Below are 20534 nucleotides of genomic sequence, written 5' to 3' on the forward strand. Positions count from 1 at the left end.
TCGTTCCCACGCTCTGCGTGGGAATGCCGGCCTGGACGCATTGCGTCCGCTCTTGTGACGCAGAGCGTCACGGTATGCATGCCCACGCGGAGCGTGGGAACGATCTAACTGAGGTGACCATGAACAACTGGATCAGCGCCCTCGCCGACCTGCAGAACCAAGGCGAACCCTGCGTGCTCGTCACCATCATCGAAGAGCTTGGCTCCACGCCGCGCAACGCCGGCTCGAAGATGGTGATCAGCGCCGCCCACACCTTCGACACCATCGGCGGCGGGCACCTGGAATACAAGGCGACGCACATCGCCCGCGACATGCTTGCCCGTGGCCAGCAGAACACTCACCTGGAGCGTTTCAGCCTCGGCGCGAGCCTGGGCCAGTGCTGCGGCGGCGTGACGGTGCTGCTGTTCGAACCCATGGGCCAGGTGCAGGCGCAGATCGCGGTGTTTGGCGCCGGCCATGTGGGGCGTGCGCTGGTGCCGTTGCTGGCGAGCCTGCCGTGCCGGGTGCGCTGGATCGATTCGCGCGAGCAGGAGTTTCCGTCACACATCCCCCAGGGCGTGCGTAAAATCGTCAGCGAAGAGCCGGTCGACGAAATCGCCGACTTGCCGGCGGGCAGTTACTGCATCGTCATGACCCACAACCACGCACTGGACCTGGAGCTGACCGCCGCCCTGCTCAAGCGCAATGACTTTGCCTACTTCGGCCTGATCGGCTCCAAAACCAAACGGGTCAAGTTCGAACATCGCCTGCGCGATCGCGGCTTCGACACCGCGCACCTGCAACGCCTGCGCTGCCCGATGGGCCTCAGCGAAGTGAAGGGCAAATTGCCGGTAGAGATCGCCATTTCCATCGCCGGCGAAATCATCGCCACCTACAACGCCCATTTCGGCCAGCACACCGTCAGCGCCGAGCCCATCGCCAAACTGCTGCCGGTATCTCGCCGCAGCCAAGCCAAGAATTGAGATCAGCATGCCTTTGACCCGCAAAGCCTACCGTGCCGCCATCCTGCACAGCATCGCCGACCCCGCCGAGGTTGGCATCGACGCGTCCTATGAATATTTCGAAGACGGCCTGCTTGTGATCGACAACGGCCGGATCAGCGCGCTTGGCCACGCCAGCGACCTGCTGCCGACCCTGCCTGCCGATATCGACGTCACCCACTATCAGGATGCGCTGATCACCCCCGGCCTGATCGACACCCATATCCACCTGCCACAGACCGGCATGGTCGGCGCCTATGGCGAGCAGTTGCTGGACTGGCTCAACACCTACACCTTCCCGTGTGAAAGCCAATTCGCTGACAAGACGCACGCTGACGAAGTGGCGGATATTTTCATCAAGGAACTGCTGCGCAACGGCACCACCACCGCGCTGGTGTTCGGCAGCGTGCACCCGCAGTCGGTGAACGCGTTCTTCGAAGCCGCCGAAAAACTCGACCTGCGCATGATCGCAGGCAAAGTGATGATGGACCGCAACGCGCCGGATTATCTGACCGACACGCCGGAATCCGGCTACCAGGAAAGCAAGGCGCTGATCGAGCGCTGGCACGGCAAGGGCCGCCTGCATTATGCGGTCACGCCACGTTTCGCCCCCACCAGCACGCCGGAGCAACTGGCGTTGGCCGGGCAACTGCTGGGGGAGTATCCGGACCTGTATATGCAGACCCACATCAGTGAGAACAAGCAGGAAGTCGAATGGGTGAAGGCGTTGTTTCCAGAGCGCAACGGCTATCTGGACGTGTACGACCACTACAAACTGCTCGGCGAACGCTCGGTGTTTGCCCATGGCGTGCACCTGTGCGACGACGAATGCGCGCGGCTGGCAGAAACCGGCTCGGCCGTGGCGTTCTGCCCGACCTCGAACCTGTTCCTCGGCAGTGGCCTGTTCAACCTGCCGATGGCCGAGAAGCACAAATTGAATGTGGGCCTGGGCACCGACGTGGGCGGCGGCACCAGCTTCTCGCTCCTGCAAACCTTGAATGAAGCCTACAAGGTCATGCAGTTGCAGGGTGCGCGGTTGAGTCCATTCAAGTCGCTGTACCTGGCCACCCTGGGCGGTGCGCGCGCGCTGCGCCTGGAAGACAAGATCGGCACCTTGCAACCGGGCACGGATGCGGACTTCCTGGTACTGGACTACAACGCCACGCCGTTGCTGAGCTATCGCTTGAAACAGGCGAATAACATTGCCGAGACGTTGTTTGTGTTGATGACCCTGGGGGATGACCGGACGGTGTTGCAGACCTACGCGGCCGGGCAACTGGTGCACCAGCGCTGATTCCAGCCGCAACACAAAACAAATGTGGGAGGGGCTTGCGAGGCTAGAGAGCGCCTACGCGACAGGGTGTCATCGTAGGTTGAGCAATAGTTGCTTTCCGTTGATTGCGCTAACCGACTAGCGTCTGACGTCTCTCGTGTCCCCAAGGATCCTTCCTGCGTCTCGTGCAGGAGGTAATCCGAACAGCCGTGCATAATCTCGACTGAATTGCGTTGCGCTTTCGTAGCCAACCTCGAAGGCCGCAGCCATGACACTTTTGGCGCCTGCCACCATCAGCGTTCGCGCATGAAGCAGGCGCACGCGTTTCTGGTACTGCAACGGGCTCAGATTGGTCACCGCCTTGAAGTGGCGATGAAATGCCGAGACGCTCATCGACGCCCGTTCCGCCAAACGTTCCACCCTGAGGGTCTCGGCAAAGTCACGACGGATCCACTGTATCGCTAGGTTTACTCGCGCCATGGCGGTATCGGGCACTGCGATTTCCCTGAGCATCCAGCCGTGAGGTCCCTGAAGGACGCGGAAGATGATCTCGCGTTCATAGGCCGGGGCCAGGGCTGCGATGGCATCAGGGTCGCCCATCAGGCGCAGCATCCGCACCCATGCGTCCATCAAGTCAGGTGTGACAGAGGCAACTGAAAAGCCAGGGCGGTTGTCGATGCGCGTAGCAGGTTTGGGCAAGTCAGCGAACAATGTCGACAGGACTGCCGGATCCAGCGTCAGGCTGACAGCCAGATAGGGCTCACCCGTGGCCGCCGGGTGCACCGCCCCAACCGCTGGCAAATCGATGGACATGACGAAGTAGGTCGCTGGGTCGTATCGCAGCGTCCGATCTCCAACAGTCATGCTCTTGCTGCCTTGTAGAATCACATTGATCATCGGGTCATAAACCGCAGCAAGCAGGTGCTCAGGAATCTTGCCTTGCACCATGGCCACGCGCGGAATGCCTGTTTCAGTTCGGCGATTTTCAGCGCCGGTTGCTAATGCTCTGAGTTCGTTCAATGGGTTATTCATCGCTGGCATGCTGAAGGAAGAACGACTCACCCTGCAAGTGAAAAGCAGAAACAGGCAGGTTTGGAGTAGGAACGAATACGAACCGAGGAGCGGTGATCACTACTGTGGAGGCACATTCAAGACATAGAGGAAACGGACATGAGCGTCATCGTGATCACAGGCGGTAGCCGAGGAATTGGTGCCAGTGCCGCCGAGCATATTGCTAAAAAAGGCATGGGCGTCATCTTGACCTATAACGCCAACCCCGAGGCGGCGGCTTCGGTTGTGGAGCGCATCGAGCGAGCAGGTGGGAAAGCCGTAGCGCTCAAGCTTGATGTCTCGGATGCGGGCAGTTTCGAGGCATTTCGTGAAACAGTGGTGATAGCCCTGCGCAAGACGTGGAATGCCACGGGATTAAGTGGTCTGGTCAACAACGCCGGCTATGGCCTGTTCAACCCATTGGCCACCGTCAGCGAGGCGCAATTCGATGGCCTGTTCAATGTGCATCTCAAAGGCCCGTTTTTCCTCACTCAGGCCTTGCTGCCGCTGTTGGCCGAAGGTGCCAGCATCGTCAATTTGACCAGTGCAACTACTCGTGTAGCCACCGCAGGCATTGCACCGTACGCGGCGTTCAAGGGCGGGCTTGAAGTGCTCACGCGCTATATGGCCAAAGAGTTTGGCGAGCAACGCATTAGGGTAAATGCCGTGTCACCGGGAGCCATCCGTACCGAGCTGGGTGGGGGCTTGAACGATGAATTCGAAGCGATTCTCGCGGCGCAAACGGCACTCGGCAGGGTTGGCGAGCCGGAAGATGTCGCGCGGGTCATTGCCATGCTGCTGTCCGAGGATGGCGGCTGGATCAATGCCCAGACCATCGAAGTCGCCGGCGGCTATAACATTTGAATTCGCGAGGGCTAGATCATGCTGGATCCATTGAGCACATTTCTGATCTACGGCGCCACGGGCTATACGGGTCGAATGGCGGCGGAACGGGCAGCAGCGCTCGGCCTGAATTTTGAAATCGCCGGACGCAGTCCGCAGCGGTTGGCCACTCTGGCTGCGCAACTGAATGTACCCTATCGGGTATTCGATACCGGTGCGGTTATCAAAAGCGATCTTTCCGGCATCTCGGTATTACTTAACTTTGCCGGGCCATTCGCGCAAACGGCAGAGCCGTTGATGCGCGCGTGCATCAACGCCGGGGTCGATTATCTAGACATTACCGCCGAGATTAACGTCTACCGGCTGGCTGAAAGTCTAGGCGTTGAAGCCGCTGCGAATAACGTCATGCTGCTGCCGGGCGTTGGATGGGACGTCGTTCCTTCTGATTCGCTGGCAGTGCAGGTTGCCAAGCGCGTGGAAAAGCCGCTTACGCTGAGCATCGCGCTTCAGGTTCCAGGCTCGATCTCACGAGGGTCGGCCATGAGCGTCAGCGAGATCATTGGTGCAGGCCTACTGGCCAGGGTCAACGGCGAACTGGTCGCCGCCCCTGATGCCAGGCCGCGGTACTTTGACTTCGGTCAGGGACAGGTTCTCTGCGTACCGCTGTCTTTCGGCGATTTGGTCACCGGTTGGCATTCGACTGGCATCCCTAATATTGCAATGTTCGTAAATATCGCGGGCGATGCATTTCCAGAGGGCGATCTGTCGCTATTGCCTGACGGCCCCACGGCAGAGGAGCGGGATGCGCATCGGGCGCGCGCAGTGGTTGAAGTCACGGGGGCCGATGGAACGACCGCAAGGTCTGTGATCGAAACCGTGAACGGCTATACCTATACGCCGTTGGCAGCGGTGGAAGCTGCGCGCCGGGTATTGAACGGTGAGCGGTTACCGGGTTTTACGACACCGGCCGAGGTCTTTGGCGATGCATTTGCACAAAGCATTGCCGGGACAGTGGTCACTGACTTCTAACGGTGGAGCTCCCGCTCAAGAGACCGCCATGCGCGCTCTGGCGGGGGCTGGTGACCTGAATCGCGCAGCGTCCCGCGCCGGTGGCAGGCCAAACAGCCGCGCGTACTCTCGATTGAATTGCGAGGCGCTTTCATAGCCCACTGTATAGGCAATGGACGTCGCGTCCAGCGTATCGAACAGCAGCAACCAACGAGCCCTGAGCAGGCGCAGGCGCTTCTGGTATTGAATCGGCGTCATGGCTGTCACGGATTTGAAGTGCCGATAAAAGGCGGCGACGCTCATACCCGACATGAGCGCCAGTGGCTCGATGCGAAACGGCTCGGTGTAATGCTCGCGAATCCACTGGGTGACACGACGGATCTGCGTCATCCGTCCATCAGGCCGGGCAACGTCGCGAAGAATGCCGCCTAGCGGCCCTTGCAACACGCGGAACAGGATCTCGCGTTCGATCATCGGCGCCAGCACCGCTGCTTCATGCAGACGATCCATAAGCCGCATCATGCGTAGCCAGGCATCAATCATTTCAGCGGGCGCAAGTACTCCTTCGAAACAGGTTTTTTGTGGTGCCCTTGGCGCCTTGCCCTCGTCCATCAGCAACGTTGCGATCACCTCAGGATCCAAAGTCAGGCTCACCGCGAGATAGGGCTGCGCTACTGCATTCGCGTGAATCTGGCCAGTCGCTGGTACGTCGACAGGTACTAAAAAATAACTACCGGCTGTGTACCGAGAAACATCTTCCCCAATCGAAAGCGTTTTAGTGCCTTGGAGCACTAAATGAAGCATTGGCTGATACACCTGGTCTGCACACGCCTCGGCGCGGACCATGGCCACGCGGGGTAGACCGGTTTCGGTCCATTTGTCTTGTGCACGCATCACGATGCGGCACAGTTCTGCGATTGGCTTTTCCATGCAGCCTACCGTGAACCCTCTTCGAAGGCATGGCAAGCCAGTTGAGAAGAATAGGCAAGGACGTGCGAATAACCGGCAAACGCAACGGCCTTTAGTGCCTGGATACTGATGACACACCGTTCGTTGCGTGCAGTCCATCACCCTGCGGCGACGAAGCTTCATCCATTCCACCCAAAAAGGTCATGTCATGAAACTCGAAGGAAAAATAGCGGTTGTCACAGGGGCTTCCAAAGGCATAGGGGCAGGTATTGCCAGAGCGCTGGGTGCACAGGGCGCTACGGTTGTCGTCAACTACGCTTCCAGCAAGGACGATGCCGATGCGGTAGTTGGACAGATCATCGAGCAAGGCGGCTCAGCCTTCGCCGTACAAGCAGACATGAGCCAAGCATGCGATGTCGTCCGTCTGTTCGAAACCGTGCGAACCAAGTTCGGTACGTTGGATGTCCTGGTCAATAACGCCGGTGTGGCAGTGTTCCAGATGATCGATGATTTGACCGAAGATGCCTTTCACAAGCAATTCAACCTGAACGTGCTGGGCTACCTGCTTGCCGTGCGTGAAGCCGTCAAACTCATGGGCCCCAAGGGCAGCATCATCAATATCAGCTCGATCCTCAGCACCGATCCCTACCTGGCTTCAAGCGTGTACTCTGCGACCAAGGGGGCGGTTGATACCCTTACCTTTGCATTGGCCAGGGAGCTGGGACCACGAAGCATCAGAGTCAACTCGATCCTCCCGGGCCATACCAATACTCCCGCCACCGATGGTCATTTTGCCGGTGCACTAGGTGAAAAAATTCTTGCAGGGACGCCGCTGGGTCGCTTCGGAGAGCCGGAAGATATCGCGCCGCTCGCGGTGTTCCTGGCGTCCGAGGACTCGCACTGGGTGACCGGCGAATCTATCCGCGCTTCTGGCGGTGTTCGTGGTGTCGGCTACTGACTGCGGTGGGTAGAGGCTTGAATATAGCGAGCACGTTTCGTTCTGAGACGGGCGAAACGATGGCTTCAATCAACGCCCACAGTTGAACATAAAGCTCATAGCGGTCTGTCGTGACGGCTCTCTTGGTGAGCAGTGTGAATAACCTTAGCTAAAGCGTCTTTTGAGACAAGCCCCAGGGCTTGTCCCCTTCCACCTTGATTGGGTTTACAACTTTACAGACGAGCGCCCCGGCTTCTTGGTCTGCAACAAATGCGAGAACACCGCATGCAGATCATCCGACGCGCTTTCCTCATCGAGGTTGAGCTTGCTGTCGATGTGGTCCATGTGATGCATCATCAAATCCACCGCCAGTACCGCATCCCGGGCTTCGATCGCGTCGATCAGTTGGGTGTGTTCATCGTAGGAACAGTGCGAGCGGTTGCCGCTTTCGTACTGGGCGATGATCAAGGAAGTCTGGGACACCAGGCTGCGCTGGAAGCTGATCAGCGGCGCATTCTTCGCCGCTTCAGCCAACTTCAAGTGAAATTCGCCGGAGAGGCGGATGCCGGCGCCGCGGTCGCCACGGGAGAAACTGTCGCGTTCGTCGTTGACCATCTGGCGCAACTGGGCCAGTTGCTCAGCGGTAGCGTGCTGCACCGCCAGCTCGGTAATCGCCCGCTCCACCAGGCGCCGCGCCATGAACACTTGGCGGGCCTCGTCGACACTCGGGCTGGCGACGACCGCGCCACGATTGGGCCGCAGCAGCACCACGCCTTCATGGGCCAGGCGCGACAAGGCGCGGCGAATGATGGTGCGGCTCACGCCGAAGATTTCGCCCAGTGCCTCTTCACTCAATTTGGTGCCGGGTGCCAGGCGTTGTTCGAGGATCGCCTCGAAGATATGCGCATACACGATATCGTCCTGGGTTCCGCTGCGACCGGCCTTGCCGGCTCGCGGTTGTTTCTTGAGAGGTTGCAACTGTTCGTTCATGGGCACTCGGGTTTGGAGAACGGCGGCGAATTAACGGTAATACGGCAACAGCGGGTCGCTGGCAAGTATCACCTGAAAAACAGGGCACATTGTACACAACCCACTGCGCCAACACACTGTACGGCTGTTTGCGGCGTCGGCTGTATTGCAATGAGTCGTTGCGTTTGAGTTTAGGCTTGAATCCGCAACTTCTCTTGCACAAGGATCATCTTCCCATGACCGATGCCACCCAAGCGCCCTTGCGCCCGCTGGCCGACACTTCACCTTCGGCCGTCGTCGCCGGTTTCATCGCCATGATGACCGGCTACACCAGCTCGCTGGTGCTGATGTTCCAGGCCGGCCAGGCCGCCGGTTTGACCACGGCGCAGATTTCGTCATGGATCTGGGCGCTTTCCATCGGCATGGCGGTGTGCAGCATCGGCCTGTCCCTGCGCTATCGCACGCCAATCACCATTGCCTGGTCCACCCCCGGCGCGGCGCTGCTGATCACCAGCCTGGGCGGGGTCACCTACGGCGAGGCCATCGGCGCCTACATCACCTGCGCGGTGCTGGTGACGATCTGCGGGCTGACCGGCAGCTTTGAAAAACTGGTCAAGCGCATCCCTGCCTCACTGGCGGCGGCGTTGCTGGCGGGAATTCTGTTCAAGATCGGCAGCGAAATTTTCGTCGCCGCACAGCATCGCACCGGCCTGGTGCTGGGGATGTTTTTCACTTACCTGGTCATCAAGCGTCTGTCGCCGCGTTATGCCGTGCTGGCTGCACTGATGATCGGCACCCTGCTGTCGGGCTTGATGGGGCTGCTGGACTTCAGCGGCTTTCACCTAGAAGTCGCGGCACCGGTGTGGACCACGCCGCACTTCTCACTGGCGGCGACCATCAGTATCGGCATCCCGCTGTTCGTGGTGGCGATGACCTCGCAAAACATGCCGGGTATCGCCGTGCTGCGCGCCGACGGCTACAGCGTGCCGGCCTCGCCATTGATCACCACCACCGGCCTCGCCTCACTGGTGTTGGCGCCCTTTGGCTCCCACGGCATCAACCTGGCGGCGATCAGCGCGGCGATCTGCACCGGGCCGCACGCCCATGAAGACCGCAACAAGCGCTACACCGCGGCCGTATGGTGCGGGGTGTTTTACGGGATTGCCGGGGTGTTCGGCGCCACCTTGGCGGCACTGTTCGCAGCGTTGCCCAAGGAACTGGTGCTGTCGATCGCGGCCCTGGCGTTGTTTGGCTCGATCATCAATGGCCTGAGCATCGCCATGAATGAGCCGAAGGAACGGGAAGCGGCGCTGATTACCTTCATGGTCACCGCGTCAGGCTTGACGCTGTTTTCCATCGGTTCGGCGTTCTGGGGAATTGTGGCGGGGGTGTTGACGCTGCTGATCCTGAACGGACGCAAGGCATAAAAAAACGGCGACCCTCAGGTCGCCGTTTTTTTCAGTATCACTTAGCCGCGTTGATCGGCTTTTCCGGATACCACACGTCCAGCAACGGGCTGACGTCAGCCTTGGTCAGCTCGGAACGGGTTTTCAGCCAGGCTTCGACAGCAGCACGCTGCTCTTCGGAGACCGAGCCGCGCTTCTGCAGGCAAACCAGACCGTAGTCATCGCCGCCCACATAGCCCAGACCGTTGGCTTCCATGGCTTCTTTGATGAATGCTTCGAGGAAAGCGTCGATAGCTTCTTCACTCAGGCCTTCTTTGAAGTCCAGGTTCAGTTCGAAACCCAGCTCTTGAAATTCATCAACGCACAGTTTTTTGCGCAGACGCTGGGAACGGTTAGTCGCCATTGGAACAATCCTCATAAGTAATAACGGGCGGCACTTTAGCAGTTTAAGGCGGCAATTGCCCGACTCTCTGGGACGGGCGGCGCTTAAGCGATAAAAAAACCCCGATTCCCCGCTATCGTTCAGCTACACGTAAGCTCCGCTTGGGGCATAATGCCGACACTTTCATGACCAATGAGGGATTTTCTTCCATACCCCTCGCCTTTTTCACCCTTCTCAGCAGTAGGGTTTTATTTCTTATGATCAAATCTTTACGTTCTGTTTTCCTCGCCGGTGTTCTCCTGCCACTGGCCGTTTGCGCCACCGCCGCCCCCGTCAACAACACCCTGCCCCCAGCGTTGCCCAGGCCCTCCAGAAGGCAAAATTGCAAAACACCGCACTGTCCCTGGTGATGCTGCCCTTGAACGGCCCCGGTACGCCGACCGTGTTCAATGCCGACGTGTCGGTGAACCCGGCCTCCACCATGAAACTGGTGACGACCTACGCGGCCCTGGAGATGCTCGGCCCCAACCATCAGTGGAAAACCGAGTTCTACACCGACGGCGTACTCAGCGGCGGCGTGTTGCGCGGCAACCTGTACCTCAAGGGCGGCGGCGATCCCAAGCTGAATATGGAAAAACTCTGGCTGTTGATGCGCGACCTGCGCGCCAATGGCGTACAGCAGGTCACCGGCGACCTGGTGCTGGACCGCAACTTCTTCCACCAGCCGCAATTGCCGGAGTTCAATGACGACGGCAACGACGAGAACAAGCCGTTCCTGGTCAAGCCCGATGCGCTGCTGGTCAACCTCAAAGCCCTGCGCTTCGTGACACGCAACGATGCCGGGCGGGTGATCGTGTCGGTCGAGCCGCCGATTGCGAGCATTCGCATCGACAACCAGGTGAAAGTCTCCAACGCCAAACAGTGCACCGGCGACGTGCGCTACAGCCCGATGACCGCCGCCGATGGCAGTATGACCGTGACCGTCAGTGGCCAGTTGGCGGACGGCTGCAGTTCGCAGACCTATCTGTCGCTGCTCGACCATGCCACCTACACCGCCGGCGCCGTGCGTGCGATCTGGAAGGAATTGGGCGGCACCATCCAGGGTCGCGATATCCAGGCGCCAGTGCCCAAGGATGCCAAGGTCCTGGCCCGGGCATTCTCGCCGGACCTGGCGGAAATCATCCGCGACATCAATAAATACAGTAACAACACCATGGCCCAGCAACTGTTCCTGAGCCTGGGCGCGCAGTTTCGCAACGATGCCGATGGCGACGATGCGAAGGCCGCGCAACGCGTAGTACGTCAGTGGCTGGCGAAAAAAGGCATTACCGCACCCCACCTGGTGATGGAGAACGGTTCCGGCCTGTCCCGCGCCGAACGGATCAGCGCCCGCGAAATGGCGGCCATGCTGCAAGCGGCCTGGAAAAGCCCCTACGCCGCCGAGTACATCAGCTCGCTGCCGATCGCCGGCACCGACGGCACCATGCGTAAACGCCTGAAGACCACCGCCATGCGCGGCGAAGCCCATGTGAAGACCGGGACCTTGAACACCGTGCGCGCCATCGCAGGCTTCAGTCGTGACAACAACGGCAACACCTGGGCGGTGGTGGCGATTCTCAACGACTCCAAGCCATGGGGCGCGTCGTCGGTGCTGGACCAAGTGCTGCTGGACCTGTATCGCCAGCCGAAGGCGGTTGCAGCCGCACCGGTGCTCTAGACCTATTCAACGCCGCTGCCACAGAGCTCCACCCGGTCCCTGCCCGTCTGCTTGGCGGTATACACCGCCGAGTCCGCGCGCAGCAGCAACCCGTCAATGCCTTCATCGACACGCCAGCTGGCCACCCCAAAGCTGGCGGTGACGATGCCCGCCGGCGCCATCGGCGTGCTGCGCAACGACTGCCACAACTGCGTCGCCAAGTGGTAAGCCTGGGCGCCATCGGTGTGCGGGCATAGCACCACGAATTCTTCCCCACCCAACCGACAGAACACGTCGGTGCGGCGCAAGCGTTGGCTGATTCGCCTGCACAGCTCCTGCAACACACCGTCCCCGGCGCCGTGCCCGTACTGGTCGTTGACCCGCTTGAAGTGGTCGACATCCAGCATGATCACCGACAGCGCCCCAGACGTACGGGTGTGGCGCAGCAGTTCGGCTTTCATGCGGTCCTGGAAATAGCGGCGATTGTGGATGCCCGTCAGGGAGTCAGTGATGGACAGCGTGCGCAACTCTTCTTCCACGCGCTTGAGATCGGAAATATCCGACACATAACCGTGCCACAACGTACCGCCGCCGGGTAATTCCTCCGGCGTAGCCTCGCCACGAATCCAGCGCAGGCCGCGCTGGGGCAACTGCACGCGATACTCTTCGCGCCAATGGCTCAGTTGCAGCGCCGACGAGCGTATCGACGCGCGTACCCGCTCAAGGTCCAGGGGGTGAATGCGTTCCAGGACCTTGCCCGCATCCTGCTGCAACACGCCAAGCTCGATCTCATAGATATCGCGCATGCCTTCGCTGGCGTAAATGAAGCGCCAGCTGTTGTGGGGCTCCAGGGTGAACTGGAAGATGCCGCCAGGCACATGGGCACTGAGCTTTTTCAGCAAGCGATCGCGCGCGGCCAACGCTTCATAGGCGCGCTTCTGCTCAGTGACATCCAGGTAAATCGCCAAGTGCCCGACCCACAGGCCATGGTCATCCAGCAACACCGTGACCAGCATGTTGACGGTCAACGGGCTGCCGTCCTCGCGCACCAGCGTCCACTCGCGGGCATCCTGTTGACCGTCGGGACTTTCCACCAGCATCGCCTGGCTCGGCGCGATACGCTTGCCCAGCGCCACACTCAAACGCATGGCGCGGGTCTCGAGCTCGGCGGCCAGGTGCAGGCTTTCCAACGCCAGGCGGCCCACCACTTGCTCGCCCTTGAACCCCAGCATCCGCTCGGCCCCGGCATTGAACATGTTGATGACACCGCGCAAGTCCGTGGCAATGATTGCGACGTGCGTCGCCGCATTCAGCACGCTGCGCAATTGACCGTGCGTGCCCCGCAGCTCCTGTTCACGCAGGCGCAACTGAGCGGTACGCTGCTCCACCAGGGCAAGCGCGCGCTGGCGTTGGCTGACCAGCACATAGAGCAAGGCGCTGAGCAGACCACTCAGCAGCACGCCCATGATCAGTATGGTGTTGGTCGAGGAATGGTTGGCCTTGTCGAATAGCTCACTGGCGCGCAGGCTCAGCGCGTAGACATGGTCACCCAGGGTCAGACGTCGGGCGGCGACAAGGCCGCTGCCACCCGGCGCATTGCTGGATGCGTACAGCACACGCTGCTCAGTGTCGGAGGTGTCGACGAACTGCATCGCCAGGTTATCCCGGTTTGCCTTGGGCAACCCATCGGCCACCAATTGGCGCAGGCTGATCACCGCCATGACGTAACCGTACGGCTGGGCATCGACGGTCTTGCTGACCGGCGCCACCAACAGTACCCCTGCGGCATAGGCCGGTTCCACGCCGACCAATTGCATGGGCTGGGACACCGCCACCTTGCCGCTTTTCTGCGCACGCTCCAGCACAGCGCGCCGCAGGGGTTGGGCCAGCAGATCAAACCCCAACGGCGAGCCCAACAGACTTTGGGTCTGGCTGTATAACACCGGTACATATTCATCGCGCTCGGCAGCGGGCGCCAACTCACCTGCCGAATTCAGTTCACGGATGTTGAAAGGTACGCCGCGCTGGCGCGAGATGTCCTGTTCAAACCGGCTGCGCTGATCCCGAGGCACACGCGGCGCCCAGGCATAGGCACGCGCATGCAACAACAAAGGCTGGGCGAAGCCGTCAAATTCGCTGCGAGACACCTCGCCGGAATTGATGAAGAAGCGGCGCAGGCTATCCAGGCGCAGCTCCTGGTCTTCGAAGCGCTCCTGAATCCGGCTGTAGCGCTCATTGACCAGCAACTGGAAGCGCTGGCGCACCTGCTGCTGATTGAGGTCGGCAGCGGCCCACGCGATGACCAGGGTCAGCGCGCTACCGATTGCCAGCACCACCAATGCCACCAGCCAAGCCGATGCCTGTTCACTGATAAAACCAAGGATCTTCGGGCGTACGGCTTGCATTGGCATAGGCGATACTCACAACGCCAGCGTGCGGGGGTGTCACTTTTTGGCTGGACGTTAAGTTATAGCCATCGGTGGGGGGTTTGACCAGCGTAAATACCTGCTGTGGCGAGGGAGCTTGCTCCCTCGCCACACGCGTCAGCGTGCAGTAATTTTCCAGGCGCGGTGGATCTTGGCGTTACGCGCGAAATCCGGGTCGATGGTCTTGTCGCTGATCTCCTCGACCGCATAGCGTTGGCTGAGGTTGTCTTCCAGCTGGAACTTGCGGAAGTTGTTCGAGAAGTACAGCACGCCGCCCGGCGCCAGGCGCGCCATGGCCAGGTCGAGCAATTGCACGTGGTCACGCTGCACGTCGAAAATGCCTTCCATGCGCTTGGAATTGGAGAAGGTCGGCGGGTCGATGAAAATCATGTCGAACTCATCGCGACTGGCTTCCAGCCACGCCATTACATCGCCTTGTTCCAGGCGGTTCTTGTCGGAAAAGCCGTTGAGGGAGAAGTTGCGACGCGCCCAGTCCAGGTAGGTCTTGGACAAATCGACACTGGTGGTGCTGCGCGCGCCACCCTTGGCCGCATGTACGCTGGCGGTGGCGGTGTAGCAATACAGGTTGAGGAAACGCTTGCCCGCCGCTTCCTTCTGAATGCGCAGGCGCATCGGGCGGTGGTCGAGGAACAGGCCGGTGTCCAGGTAGTCGGTGAGGTTGACCAGCAGCTTCACGCCACCTTCGCTGACCTCGGTGAACTTGCCCTGGGCGCTCTGACGCTCGTATTGCTTGGTGCCGCTCTGACGCTCGCGACGCTTGACCACCACGCGACTTTTGTCGACGTTCAGTGCCTGGGGAATCGCCGCGAGCGCGTCAAACATGCGCGCCGAGGCTTTTTCCGGGTCGATGGACTTCGGCGCGGCGTATTCCTGCACATGCACCCAATCGTGATACAGGTCGATAGCCATGGAGTACTCCGGCATATCGGCGTCGTACACGCGGTAACAATCCACGCCCTCACGCTTGGCCCACTTGCCCAGCAGCTTGAGGTTCTTCTGCAGACGGTTGGCAAACATCTGCCCGCCTTCGCTCAAGCGGGCCTGCTCGACCACCGGGGCCGGGGCTGGCTTGATCGGGTTGCCGTTCTTGTTGTACTGACGCTCAACCGGCTCGGTCGGGGCCTGGTCGTAAGCCGCTTGCTCACGTTCAGCCTGGCGCTGCTCCGGGGTACGACGCTCGCCGGTGACAAACTGATCCGGGTTGACCTTGATCAGCAACAATTTGCACGGCAACGCGCCGTTCCAGAACGAATACTGTTTGTGGCTGCGGATGCCCATGCGCTTGCCCAGGTCCGGCGCGCCGGTGAACACTGCGGCTTCCCAGCCCATGCAAGCCTGGCGCAGACGCTCGCCAAGGTTCTGGTAGAGGTACAACAGGCTGGCCTCGTCCCCCAAACGCTCGCCGTACGGCGGGTTGCAGATCACCAGGCCTTTCTGGTTCTGGTCCGGGCGCGGCTCGAACGTGCCGACTTCGCCCTGGTACACCTTGATCCAGTGGCTCAGGCCGGCGCGCTCAATGTTGTTGCGGGCCGGCTGGATCAGGCGCGGATCGGCTTCATAGCCACGCACCCACAGTGGGGTTTTGTTCATGCCGATAGCGGCACGTTCGGTGGCCTCGGCGTGCAGCTTCTTCCACAACGCCGGGACGTGTCCGAGCCACGTGGTGAAGCCCCACAGTTCGCGATTGAGGTTGGGCGCCATGTCGGCGGCGATCATTGCGCCTTCGACCAGGAAGGTGCCGACGCCGCACATCGGGTCGGTCAATGCGCCGCCTTCGGCAGCGATGCGCGGCCAGCCGGCGCGGATCAGGATCGCGGCCGCCAGGTTTTCCTTCAACGGCGCGGCACCCTGCTGCAGGCGGTAGCCGCGCTGGTGCAGGCTGTGGCCGGACAGGTCCAGGGACAGGATGGCTTCGCCACGGTCAAGGCGCAGGTGGATGCGCAGGTCCGGGTTGATCTTGTCGATGGACGGACGTTCGCCAGTCGGGGTGCGCAGCTTGTCGACGATTGCATCCTTGACCTTCAGCGCGCCGAAGTGGGTGTTGTCGATGCCCGAGCCGTGACCGCTGAACTCCACCGCCAGCGTACCGTCGCTGACCATGTGGTCGGCCCATTCGATATCCAGCACGCCGTGGTAGAGGTCTTCGGCGTCCTTCATCGGGAAGCGCTTGAGCACCAGCAACACCCGGTTGGCCAGACGCGACCACAGGCACAGGCGGTAGGCGGTTTCCATGTCGGCCATGCCGCGCACGGCCGAGGTGTGCTCGCGGGCGTCCTCAAGGCCAAGCCCGACGGCTTCCTCGATCAGCAGGCCTTCGAGGCCCTTGGGGCAGGTGAGGAAGAGTTCAAAACGGTCCGACATGGGGTATTCCAGGCTTTTCAGCAATCAATGAACGGGCGACGCATCGCCGGTTCGGTTTTCAATCAAGCACTTTTCTTGAAGAGTGCTCGCGTGGCACGAATGTGCCGCTCCACCTCGTCTGACGGGCCTTTGGGCCTTTATTGACGGGGCAGAAGAAGAATTTGAAGCAACAAAAAGAAATATTCCGACCCTTCGTCGAATAATAACCGACTGCAACAGGTGGGCATTCTCACCCAAGGATTAAACACATTCTCTTCGCAGGGCACATCATAGCTGGCTTTGCCTAGGAAAAGGGGCGAAAAGCCATCCCAGCTTATGGCTATAGCATCGTTATCGTTACGTGCTTATGACAAAACGATCATTGAATCCATGTGACCTATTGGTTAGAACTCAACACAGGTTGGCGCCGTAACGACGCCGACACATCGGCTCGCCACGCCGGCAGCGAGCCCACCAACGGCAGAAAAACTCTGCCCGGCCTCACACGAGGCCGAAGGATATCTAGACAGTCAACAAGTGAGGGAAACACCCTATGAGAAGACTTAAGCGTGATCCGTTGGAAAGAGCATTTTTACGCGGATATCAATATGGCGTTCATGGAAAATCCCGTGAGCTTTGCCCATTTACTCTACCGTCGGTGCGCCAAGCCTGGATCAATGGCTGGCGAGAAGGACGAGGCGACAACTGGGACGGTATGACTGGCACTGCGGGTATCCACAGACTCAACGAACTTCACGCCGTCGGCTAATCAGGGCACTTAATTCCGACACATCAACTTGAATATGTAGCGACTTAACCACGCACGTCCTATCCGGGCGGCGGGCTTCGGCCCAGGGGCTCCTTTATGGAGCCCTTTTTATTGCCTGGCAGACAAGCGCCTTCAGCGCAGGGCGGCGATCGCGTCCACCGATTCGCGAATCAGCGCGGGGCCTTTGTAGATGAAACCGGAGTACAGCTGCACCAGGCTTGCGCCCGCCGCGATCTTTTCAGCCGCGTGTTTGCCTTCGGTGATCCCCCCCACGGCGATGATCGGCAAGCGCCCCGCCAGTTCGGCCGCCAGCACCTTGACGATATGGGTGCTTTTGTCCCGTACCGGCGCGCCGGACAGACCGCCCGCCTCGTCACCGTGAGCGAGGCCTTCGACGCCCACACGGCTGAGGGTGGTGTTGGTCGCGATCACCGCATCCATGCCCGCGTTCATCAAGGCCTGGGCCACCAGCACGGTTTCTTCATCGCTCATATCGGGAGCGATCTTGATCGCCAATGGCACCCGCTTGCCGTGGCGCACTGCCAGGTCTTCCTGGCGCTGGCGCAATGCTTCGAGCAATTGCTTGAGGGAGTCGCCGAACTGCAGGCTGCGCAAGCCCGGGGTATTGGGCGAGCTGACGTTGACGGTGACGTAGCTGGCGTGGGCGTAGACCTTGTCCAGGCAGATCAGGTAATCGTCCACCGCACGCTCTACCGGCGTGTCGAAATTCTTGCCGATGTTGATACCGAGGATGCCCTTGTACTTCGCCGCCTGAACCCGTGACAACAAATGGTCCACACCCAGATTGTTGAAGCCCATGCGGTTGATGATCGCCTCGGCTTCCGGCAGGCGGAAGATCCGGGGCTTGGGGTTGCCCGGTTGCGGCCGAGGCGTCACGGTGCCGATTTCGACGAAACCGAAACCCAACTGCGCAAACCCGTCGATTGCCGCACCGTTCTTGTCCAGGCCGGCCGCCAGTCCGACCGGATTGGGAAACTCAAGACCCATCACCGACACCGGTACTTTCGCCGCAGCCTTGCAAACCAGGCCATTGAGCCCCAGGCGGCCACCGGCACCGATCAGGTCCAGGGACAGATCGTGGGAGGTTTCCGGGGAGAGTTTGAACAACAGCTGGCGGGCCAGGGTATACATGGGCGGGCTAGACTCGGATGGCGGCGAAAGGTGGCGCGATTATAGCCGGGGACACACGCTGCATGCGAGGCGTGCCGCCCAATCGTCAATTACGATGGGCCATCAGTGCCTCATAACGGGCCCAGACTTTTTCGGCGTAGCGCATGCGCAACGCGTCACGCTCCGCCCCGGCGCCCGCTCCCACATTGTAAGAACCCACCGCTGTCCAGTTATAGCCGAAACGCTGAACGAACCCGGCAAGTATCGAGGCACCGACCTCCACCGACAAACACGGCTCGCTCAACAGCCGCTCTTCGGTAATGCCCAGCTTTAGCAGGCGAGGCAAGTGACTGCTGTTGATTTGCATCAAGCCGATATCATGCGTGCCATTAGCGTTGGCATAATTGATCGCTTCTGCGCGGTACCCCGACTCTACCGCCGCGATGGCCTGCAGCAACTCTGGCTCGAAGTCGTAACGACGCGCCACTTCATCCCAGCAGTAGGCCAGGGCCTGGTTGCTGCTCATCAACAAGCCCAGCATCAGGCCCCTGCCCCACACTTTAAACACTGCTGATCTGCCCGCACGCCGAACACACGTGCATGACGTGCTTGGGCTCGGCGTTCCGGACCTGCACAGGGCAGGTAAAACGGTAGCCCTTGCCATACACGGTCTTGATAAACCCTTTGTCGGCCTTCAAGTGTCTACGCAAGGCGTAGATGCAACGTGTCAATGACTCATCAGCCACCTCGCCCCGGGGCCAGGCAAGCGCCAACAAGCGGTCCTTGGTCATCAACGAACCGCCAGAAACCAGCAACAGTCGGAGCACGCTCCCCTCTTTGGGCGGCAGTTGAATATCGGTTTCCCTACCCGTGAGCCGACCATCTTCATGCAAGGTCCAGTGAGCGAAAACCAGGGAATTTGTCGATTCTTCAATCCCGATGTCCATAAGGCGTCCTGCACATTCGACTGCTGACATTCAAATCCTTCTTGCTGTGACGGCTCACTCGCCCGATGCCATGACTATAAAAACCTGTCTCGCGTATCACGCTAGGAAAAACCCTATTCAGTCAGCGTTTTTCAGCGTCTCGTTGTAAGACAGTTCACCACTCAACCCGAACGAGGTATCCATTCCTGATACACCTCATGCAACTCAACGCCTAACCGGTCCTCCAGCTGCACCAACTCACCCACAGCCATCAACTGCCCGTTGACCCGCACCTCCACGCAGTGGATGACCTCAGGCGCCAACGGCAACACTTTCCCCGGCGCAAACGCAGCCAGACGCTTACGGCTGATCAATTGCTCCTGCAGCAGTATTTCCAGGTACATGGACAAACGCCTTTTATTCAGGGGGAACGCTCGCGGCCCGGCCTTACGAACGCACGTTGCACACGCTCATATTGCGCAGCCGTCAACGGCGGCGGCCCGGCCGGAGGCTTCGATTCGTCACGGCCCACATCCACCCGCCATGACGAGATTTCATTCAGTTGCTTGGGAACATCCAATTCATCTACCAGCTTCTCGATCAGGCTTACCTGGGCCGGCTTGCCTTTGATCAAGAGGCTGTTGGTGTCCGCATAGGCGATCAGCGTCAGGTTCTTGTCCGCCAGCGGGCCCTTCTGCTCGCTGGCCAGCAGGCCTTGAATGATGGAGGCCATCCCCGGCACGCTGACCTTGCTCGCGCCGCTGCCATACTGCCGATCCTCGACATGGGTATTGAATACCTGCACCACCCCGAAGGCGTGCGTGCCCACGCGCAGCTCACTGCGTTGGCGGTCTGTCAATTGCGCCAGCCGCAGCACTTGGTTGACATAGCTGGGTGGCCCGGACACGTAGAAGGTACGCACCCCGCTGTCGCGCAAGGGATAGCGCGATTCATCCAGCCCCGTTCGGCGCAGGATGCCGCGCAGTCGGTTGACTGAGATGTACCGCAACGCCACCACGGAGGTTCTCGCTTCGGTTGCGTTGTAGACGTGCACCGATTGCCCGTCGCTGTGCCAGATCAGACCTTCGCGCCGGGCCAGCGCTTCGAGGACCTGTTGGGGCGCCTCGAAATCGAAGGTCCCGCTGACACGCCTGGGCGCCGCCTCCCGACTGGCCACCACAGGCAGACCCAGGGGCACCGACAATGCAGCGAAAAAACTGTCCAGGCTTTCATCGCTGGCCTGATACGGCTCGCCCCAGGCAACCCGGCTGAGCAGCAACAGCACCACCCACAGCAGCGTGCTACCGAGGCAGTGGCGGTTCGTCGGAATGGGAGATTCAGCATGCACCTTGGTTTTCCTGGGGCGGTAGAACGCGAAAGAGCGGCCATACTGAGAGGCAGGCGAGGTTCAATCATGATGGAAAGCTGATGGCTGCCCCATGGCATGTGCCTTGCTATGCACTCTCTA

General features: G+C 60.3%; 18 protein-coding genes and 1 pseudogene. 8 read left to right on the forward strand and 11 right to left on the reverse strand.

Going from position 1 to position 20534, the window contains the following annotated elements; translation table 11 throughout:
• The first annotated feature begins 119 nt into the window (after positions 1-119).
• Together xdhC and guaD are read left to right on the forward strand one after the other, a co-directional pair.
• Positions 120-962 carry a xanthine dehydrogenase accessory protein XdhC gene (gene xdhC / locus C4J88_RS19595; RefSeq protein WP_124407893.1) on the forward strand — a complete coding sequence of 281 codons (843 nt, stop codon included), beginning with the start codon at positions 120-122 and terminating at the stop codon, positions 960-962.
• A 7-nt stretch (positions 963-969) separates the two neighbouring features.
• A complete protein-coding gene (gene guaD / locus C4J88_RS19600) occupies positions 970-2274 on the forward strand; it encodes a guanine deaminase (RefSeq protein ID WP_124407894.1) in 1305 nt (434 codons plus the stop codon).
• 117 nt (positions 2275-2391) lie between these two features.
• Here guaD and C4J88_RS19605 read toward each other — a convergent pair whose 3' ends face one another.
• Positions 2392-3285, reverse strand: a complete 894-nt coding sequence (locus C4J88_RS19605; RefSeq protein ID WP_124407895.1) for an AraC family transcriptional regulator — start codon at positions 3283-3285, stop codon at positions 2392-2394.
• 138 nt (positions 3286-3423) lie between these two features.
• Between C4J88_RS19605 and C4J88_RS19610 the strand changes: the two genes are divergently transcribed.
• On the forward strand, positions 3424-4167 hold the full coding sequence (locus tag C4J88_RS19610) for an SDR family NAD(P)-dependent oxidoreductase (RefSeq protein ID WP_124407896.1): 744 nt from the start codon (positions 3424-3426) through the stop codon (positions 4165-4167).
• Positions 4168-4197: 30 nt separating this feature from the next.
• The gene (locus tag C4J88_RS19615; protein WP_124408658.1) at positions 4198-5175 is read left to right on the forward strand and encodes a trans-acting enoyl reductase family protein; all 978 of its coding nucleotides are present in this window, start codon (positions 4198-4200) and stop codon (positions 5173-5175) included.
• Between the two features lie 15 nt (positions 5176-5190).
• Here C4J88_RS19615 and C4J88_RS19620 read toward each other — a convergent pair whose 3' ends face one another.
• Positions 5191-6084, reverse strand: a complete 894-nt coding sequence (locus C4J88_RS19620; protein WP_124404948.1) for an AraC family transcriptional regulator — start codon at positions 6082-6084, stop codon at positions 5191-5193.
• A gap of 187 nt (positions 6085-6271) precedes the next feature.
• On the opposite strand from C4J88_RS19620, the gene C4J88_RS19625 reads away from it, so the two are divergent.
• Entirely contained in the window at positions 6272-7021 is a 750-nt protein-coding gene (locus C4J88_RS19625) for a glucose 1-dehydrogenase (protein ID WP_124407897.1), read from the forward strand.
• A gap of 204 nt (positions 7022-7225) precedes the next feature.
• Here C4J88_RS19625 and C4J88_RS19630 read toward each other — a convergent pair whose 3' ends face one another.
• On the reverse strand, positions 7226-7990 hold the full coding sequence (locus tag C4J88_RS19630; RefSeq protein ID WP_124363916.1) for a GntR family transcriptional regulator: 765 nt from the start codon (positions 7988-7990) through the stop codon (positions 7226-7228).
• A gap of 215 nt (positions 7991-8205) precedes the next feature.
• On the opposite strand from C4J88_RS19630, the gene C4J88_RS19635 reads away from it, so the two are divergent.
• Entirely contained in the window at positions 8206-9396 is a 1191-nt protein-coding gene (locus C4J88_RS19635; RefSeq protein WP_124407898.1) for a benzoate/H(+) symporter BenE family transporter, read from the forward strand.
• Positions 9397-9433: 37 nt separating this feature from the next.
• Here the strand turns inward: C4J88_RS19635 and C4J88_RS19640 are convergent, their stop codons facing one another.
• Positions 9434-9778, reverse strand: a complete 345-nt coding sequence (locus C4J88_RS19640) for a YggL family protein (RefSeq protein ID WP_124367947.1) — start codon at positions 9776-9778, stop codon at positions 9434-9436.
• Positions 9779-10014: 236 nt separating this feature from the next.
• Between C4J88_RS19640 and dacB the strand changes: the two are divergent.
• Positions 10015-11474 (forward strand): annotated as a pseudogene (gene dacB, locus C4J88_RS19645) (D-alanyl-D-alanine carboxypeptidase/D-alanyl-D-alanine-endopeptidase).
• 2 nt (positions 11475-11476) lie between these two features.
• On the opposite strand, the gene C4J88_RS19650 reads toward dacB, so the two are convergent.
• Together C4J88_RS19650 and rlmKL are read right to left on the reverse strand one after the other, a co-directional pair.
• The gene (locus tag C4J88_RS19650; protein ID WP_124407899.1) at positions 11477-13864 is read right to left on the reverse strand and encodes a diguanylate cyclase; all 2388 of its coding nucleotides are present in this window, start codon (positions 13862-13864) and stop codon (positions 11477-11479) included.
• Between the two features lie 132 nt (positions 13865-13996).
• Positions 13997-16261: a bifunctional 23S rRNA (guanine(2069)-N(7))-methyltransferase RlmK/23S rRNA (guanine(2445)-N(2))-methyltransferase RlmL gene (gene rlmKL / locus C4J88_RS19655; RefSeq protein WP_124367950.1), complete on the reverse strand. Its 2265-nt coding sequence runs from the start codon at positions 16259-16261 to the stop codon at positions 13997-13999.
• A 532-nt stretch (positions 16262-16793) separates the two neighbouring features.
• On the opposite strand from rlmKL, the gene rmf reads away from it, so the two are divergent.
• Entirely contained in the window at positions 16794-17009 is a 216-nt protein-coding gene (gene rmf, locus C4J88_RS19660; protein WP_002553055.1) for a ribosome modulation factor, read from the forward strand.
• A gap of 132 nt (positions 17010-17141) precedes the next feature.
• Here the strand turns inward: rmf and C4J88_RS19665 are convergent, their stop codons facing one another.
• The 5 genes from C4J88_RS19665 to C4J88_RS19685 form a co-directional block, all read right to left on the reverse strand.
• Positions 17142-18161 carry a quinone-dependent dihydroorotate dehydrogenase gene (locus C4J88_RS19665; protein ID WP_124407900.1) on the reverse strand — a complete coding sequence of 340 codons (1020 nt, stop codon included), beginning with the start codon at positions 18159-18161 and terminating at the stop codon, positions 17142-17144.
• 85 nt (positions 18162-18246) lie between these two features.
• Complete coding sequence (locus C4J88_RS19670) at positions 18247-18681, reverse strand: transglycosylase SLT domain-containing protein (RefSeq protein WP_124407901.1); 435 nt, start codon at positions 18679-18681, stop codon at positions 18247-18249.
• 19 nt (positions 18682-18700) lie between these two features.
• Positions 18701-19087 carry a winged helix-turn-helix domain-containing protein gene (locus C4J88_RS19675; protein ID WP_124363924.1) on the reverse strand — a complete coding sequence of 129 codons (387 nt, stop codon included), beginning with the start codon at positions 19085-19087 and terminating at the stop codon, positions 18701-18703.
• Positions 19088-19248: 161 nt separating this feature from the next.
• Positions 19249-19470 (reverse strand): FliM/FliN family flagellar motor switch protein, encoded by a 222-nt coding sequence (locus C4J88_RS19680; RefSeq protein ID WP_124363925.1) that lies wholly within the window; start codon positions 19468-19470, stop codon positions 19249-19251.
• A 17-nt stretch (positions 19471-19487) separates the two neighbouring features.
• Complete coding sequence (locus C4J88_RS19685) at positions 19488-20414, reverse strand: secretin N-terminal domain-containing protein (protein ID WP_372237996.1); 927 nt, start codon at positions 20412-20414, stop codon at positions 19488-19490.
• Positions 20415-20534 lie beyond the last annotated feature (120 nt).

Origin of the sequence: Pseudomonas sp. R4-39-08 (assembly GCF_003852275.1) — a bacterium.
GTDB lineage: Bacteria > Pseudomonadota > Gammaproteobacteria > Pseudomonadales > Pseudomonadaceae > Aquipseudomonas.

Excerpts from the sequence above, each read along its gene's own strand:
- xdhC (WP_124407893.1), top strand. The coding sequence starts at position 120 with ATGAACAACTGGATCAGCGCCCTCGCCGACCTGCAGAACCAAGGCGAA.
- guaD (WP_124407894.1), top strand. The coding sequence starts at position 970 with ATGCCTTTGACCCGCAAAGCCTACCGTGCCGCCATCCTGCACAGCATC.
- C4J88_RS19605 (WP_124407895.1), bottom strand. The coding sequence starts at position 3,285 with ATGAATAACCCATTGAACGAACTCAGAGCATTAGCAACCGGCGCTGAA.
- C4J88_RS19610 (WP_124407896.1), top strand. The coding sequence starts at position 3,424 with ATGAGCGTCATCGTGATCACAGGCGGTAGCCGAGGAATTGGTGCCAGT.
- C4J88_RS19620 (WP_124404948.1), bottom strand. The coding sequence starts at position 6,084 with ATGGAAAAGCCAATCGCAGAACTGTGCCGCATCGTGATGCGTGCACAA.
- C4J88_RS19625 (WP_124407897.1), top strand. The coding sequence starts at position 6,272 with ATGAAACTCGAAGGAAAAATAGCGGTTGTCACAGGGGCTTCCAAAGGC.
- C4J88_RS19630 (WP_124363916.1), bottom strand. The coding sequence starts at position 7,990 with ATGAACGAACAGTTGCAACCTCTCAAGAAACAACCGCGAGCCGGCAAG.
- C4J88_RS19635 (WP_124407898.1), top strand. The coding sequence starts at position 8,206 with ATGACCGATGCCACCCAAGCGCCCTTGCGCCCGCTGGCCGACACTTCA.
- C4J88_RS19640 (WP_124367947.1), bottom strand. The coding sequence starts at position 9,778 with ATGGCGACTAACCGTTCCCAGCGTCTGCGCAAAAAACTGTGCGTTGAT.
- C4J88_RS19650 (WP_124407899.1), bottom strand. The coding sequence starts at position 13,864 with ATGCCAATGCAAGCCGTACGCCCGAAGATCCTTGGTTTTATCAGTGAA.
- rlmKL (WP_124367950.1), bottom strand. The coding sequence starts at position 16,261 with ATGTCGGACCGTTTTGAACTCTTCCTCACCTGCCCCAAGGGCCTCGAA.
- rmf (WP_002553055.1), top strand. The coding sequence starts at position 16,794 with ATGAGAAGACTTAAGCGTGATCCGTTGGAAAGAGCATTTTTACGCGGA.
- C4J88_RS19665 (WP_124407900.1), bottom strand. The coding sequence starts at position 18,161 with ATGTATACCCTGGCCCGCCAGCTGTTGTTCAAACTCTCCCCGGAAACC.
- C4J88_RS19670 (WP_124407901.1), bottom strand. The coding sequence starts at position 18,681 with ATGCTGGGCTTGTTGATGAGCAGCAACCAGGCCCTGGCCTACTGCTGG.
- C4J88_RS19675 (WP_124363924.1), bottom strand. The coding sequence starts at position 19,087 with ATGGACATCGGGATTGAAGAATCGACAAATTCCCTGGTTTTCGCTCAC.
- C4J88_RS19680 (WP_124363925.1), bottom strand. The coding sequence starts at position 19,470 with ATGTACCTGGAAATACTGCTGCAGGAGCAATTGATCAGCCGTAAGCGT.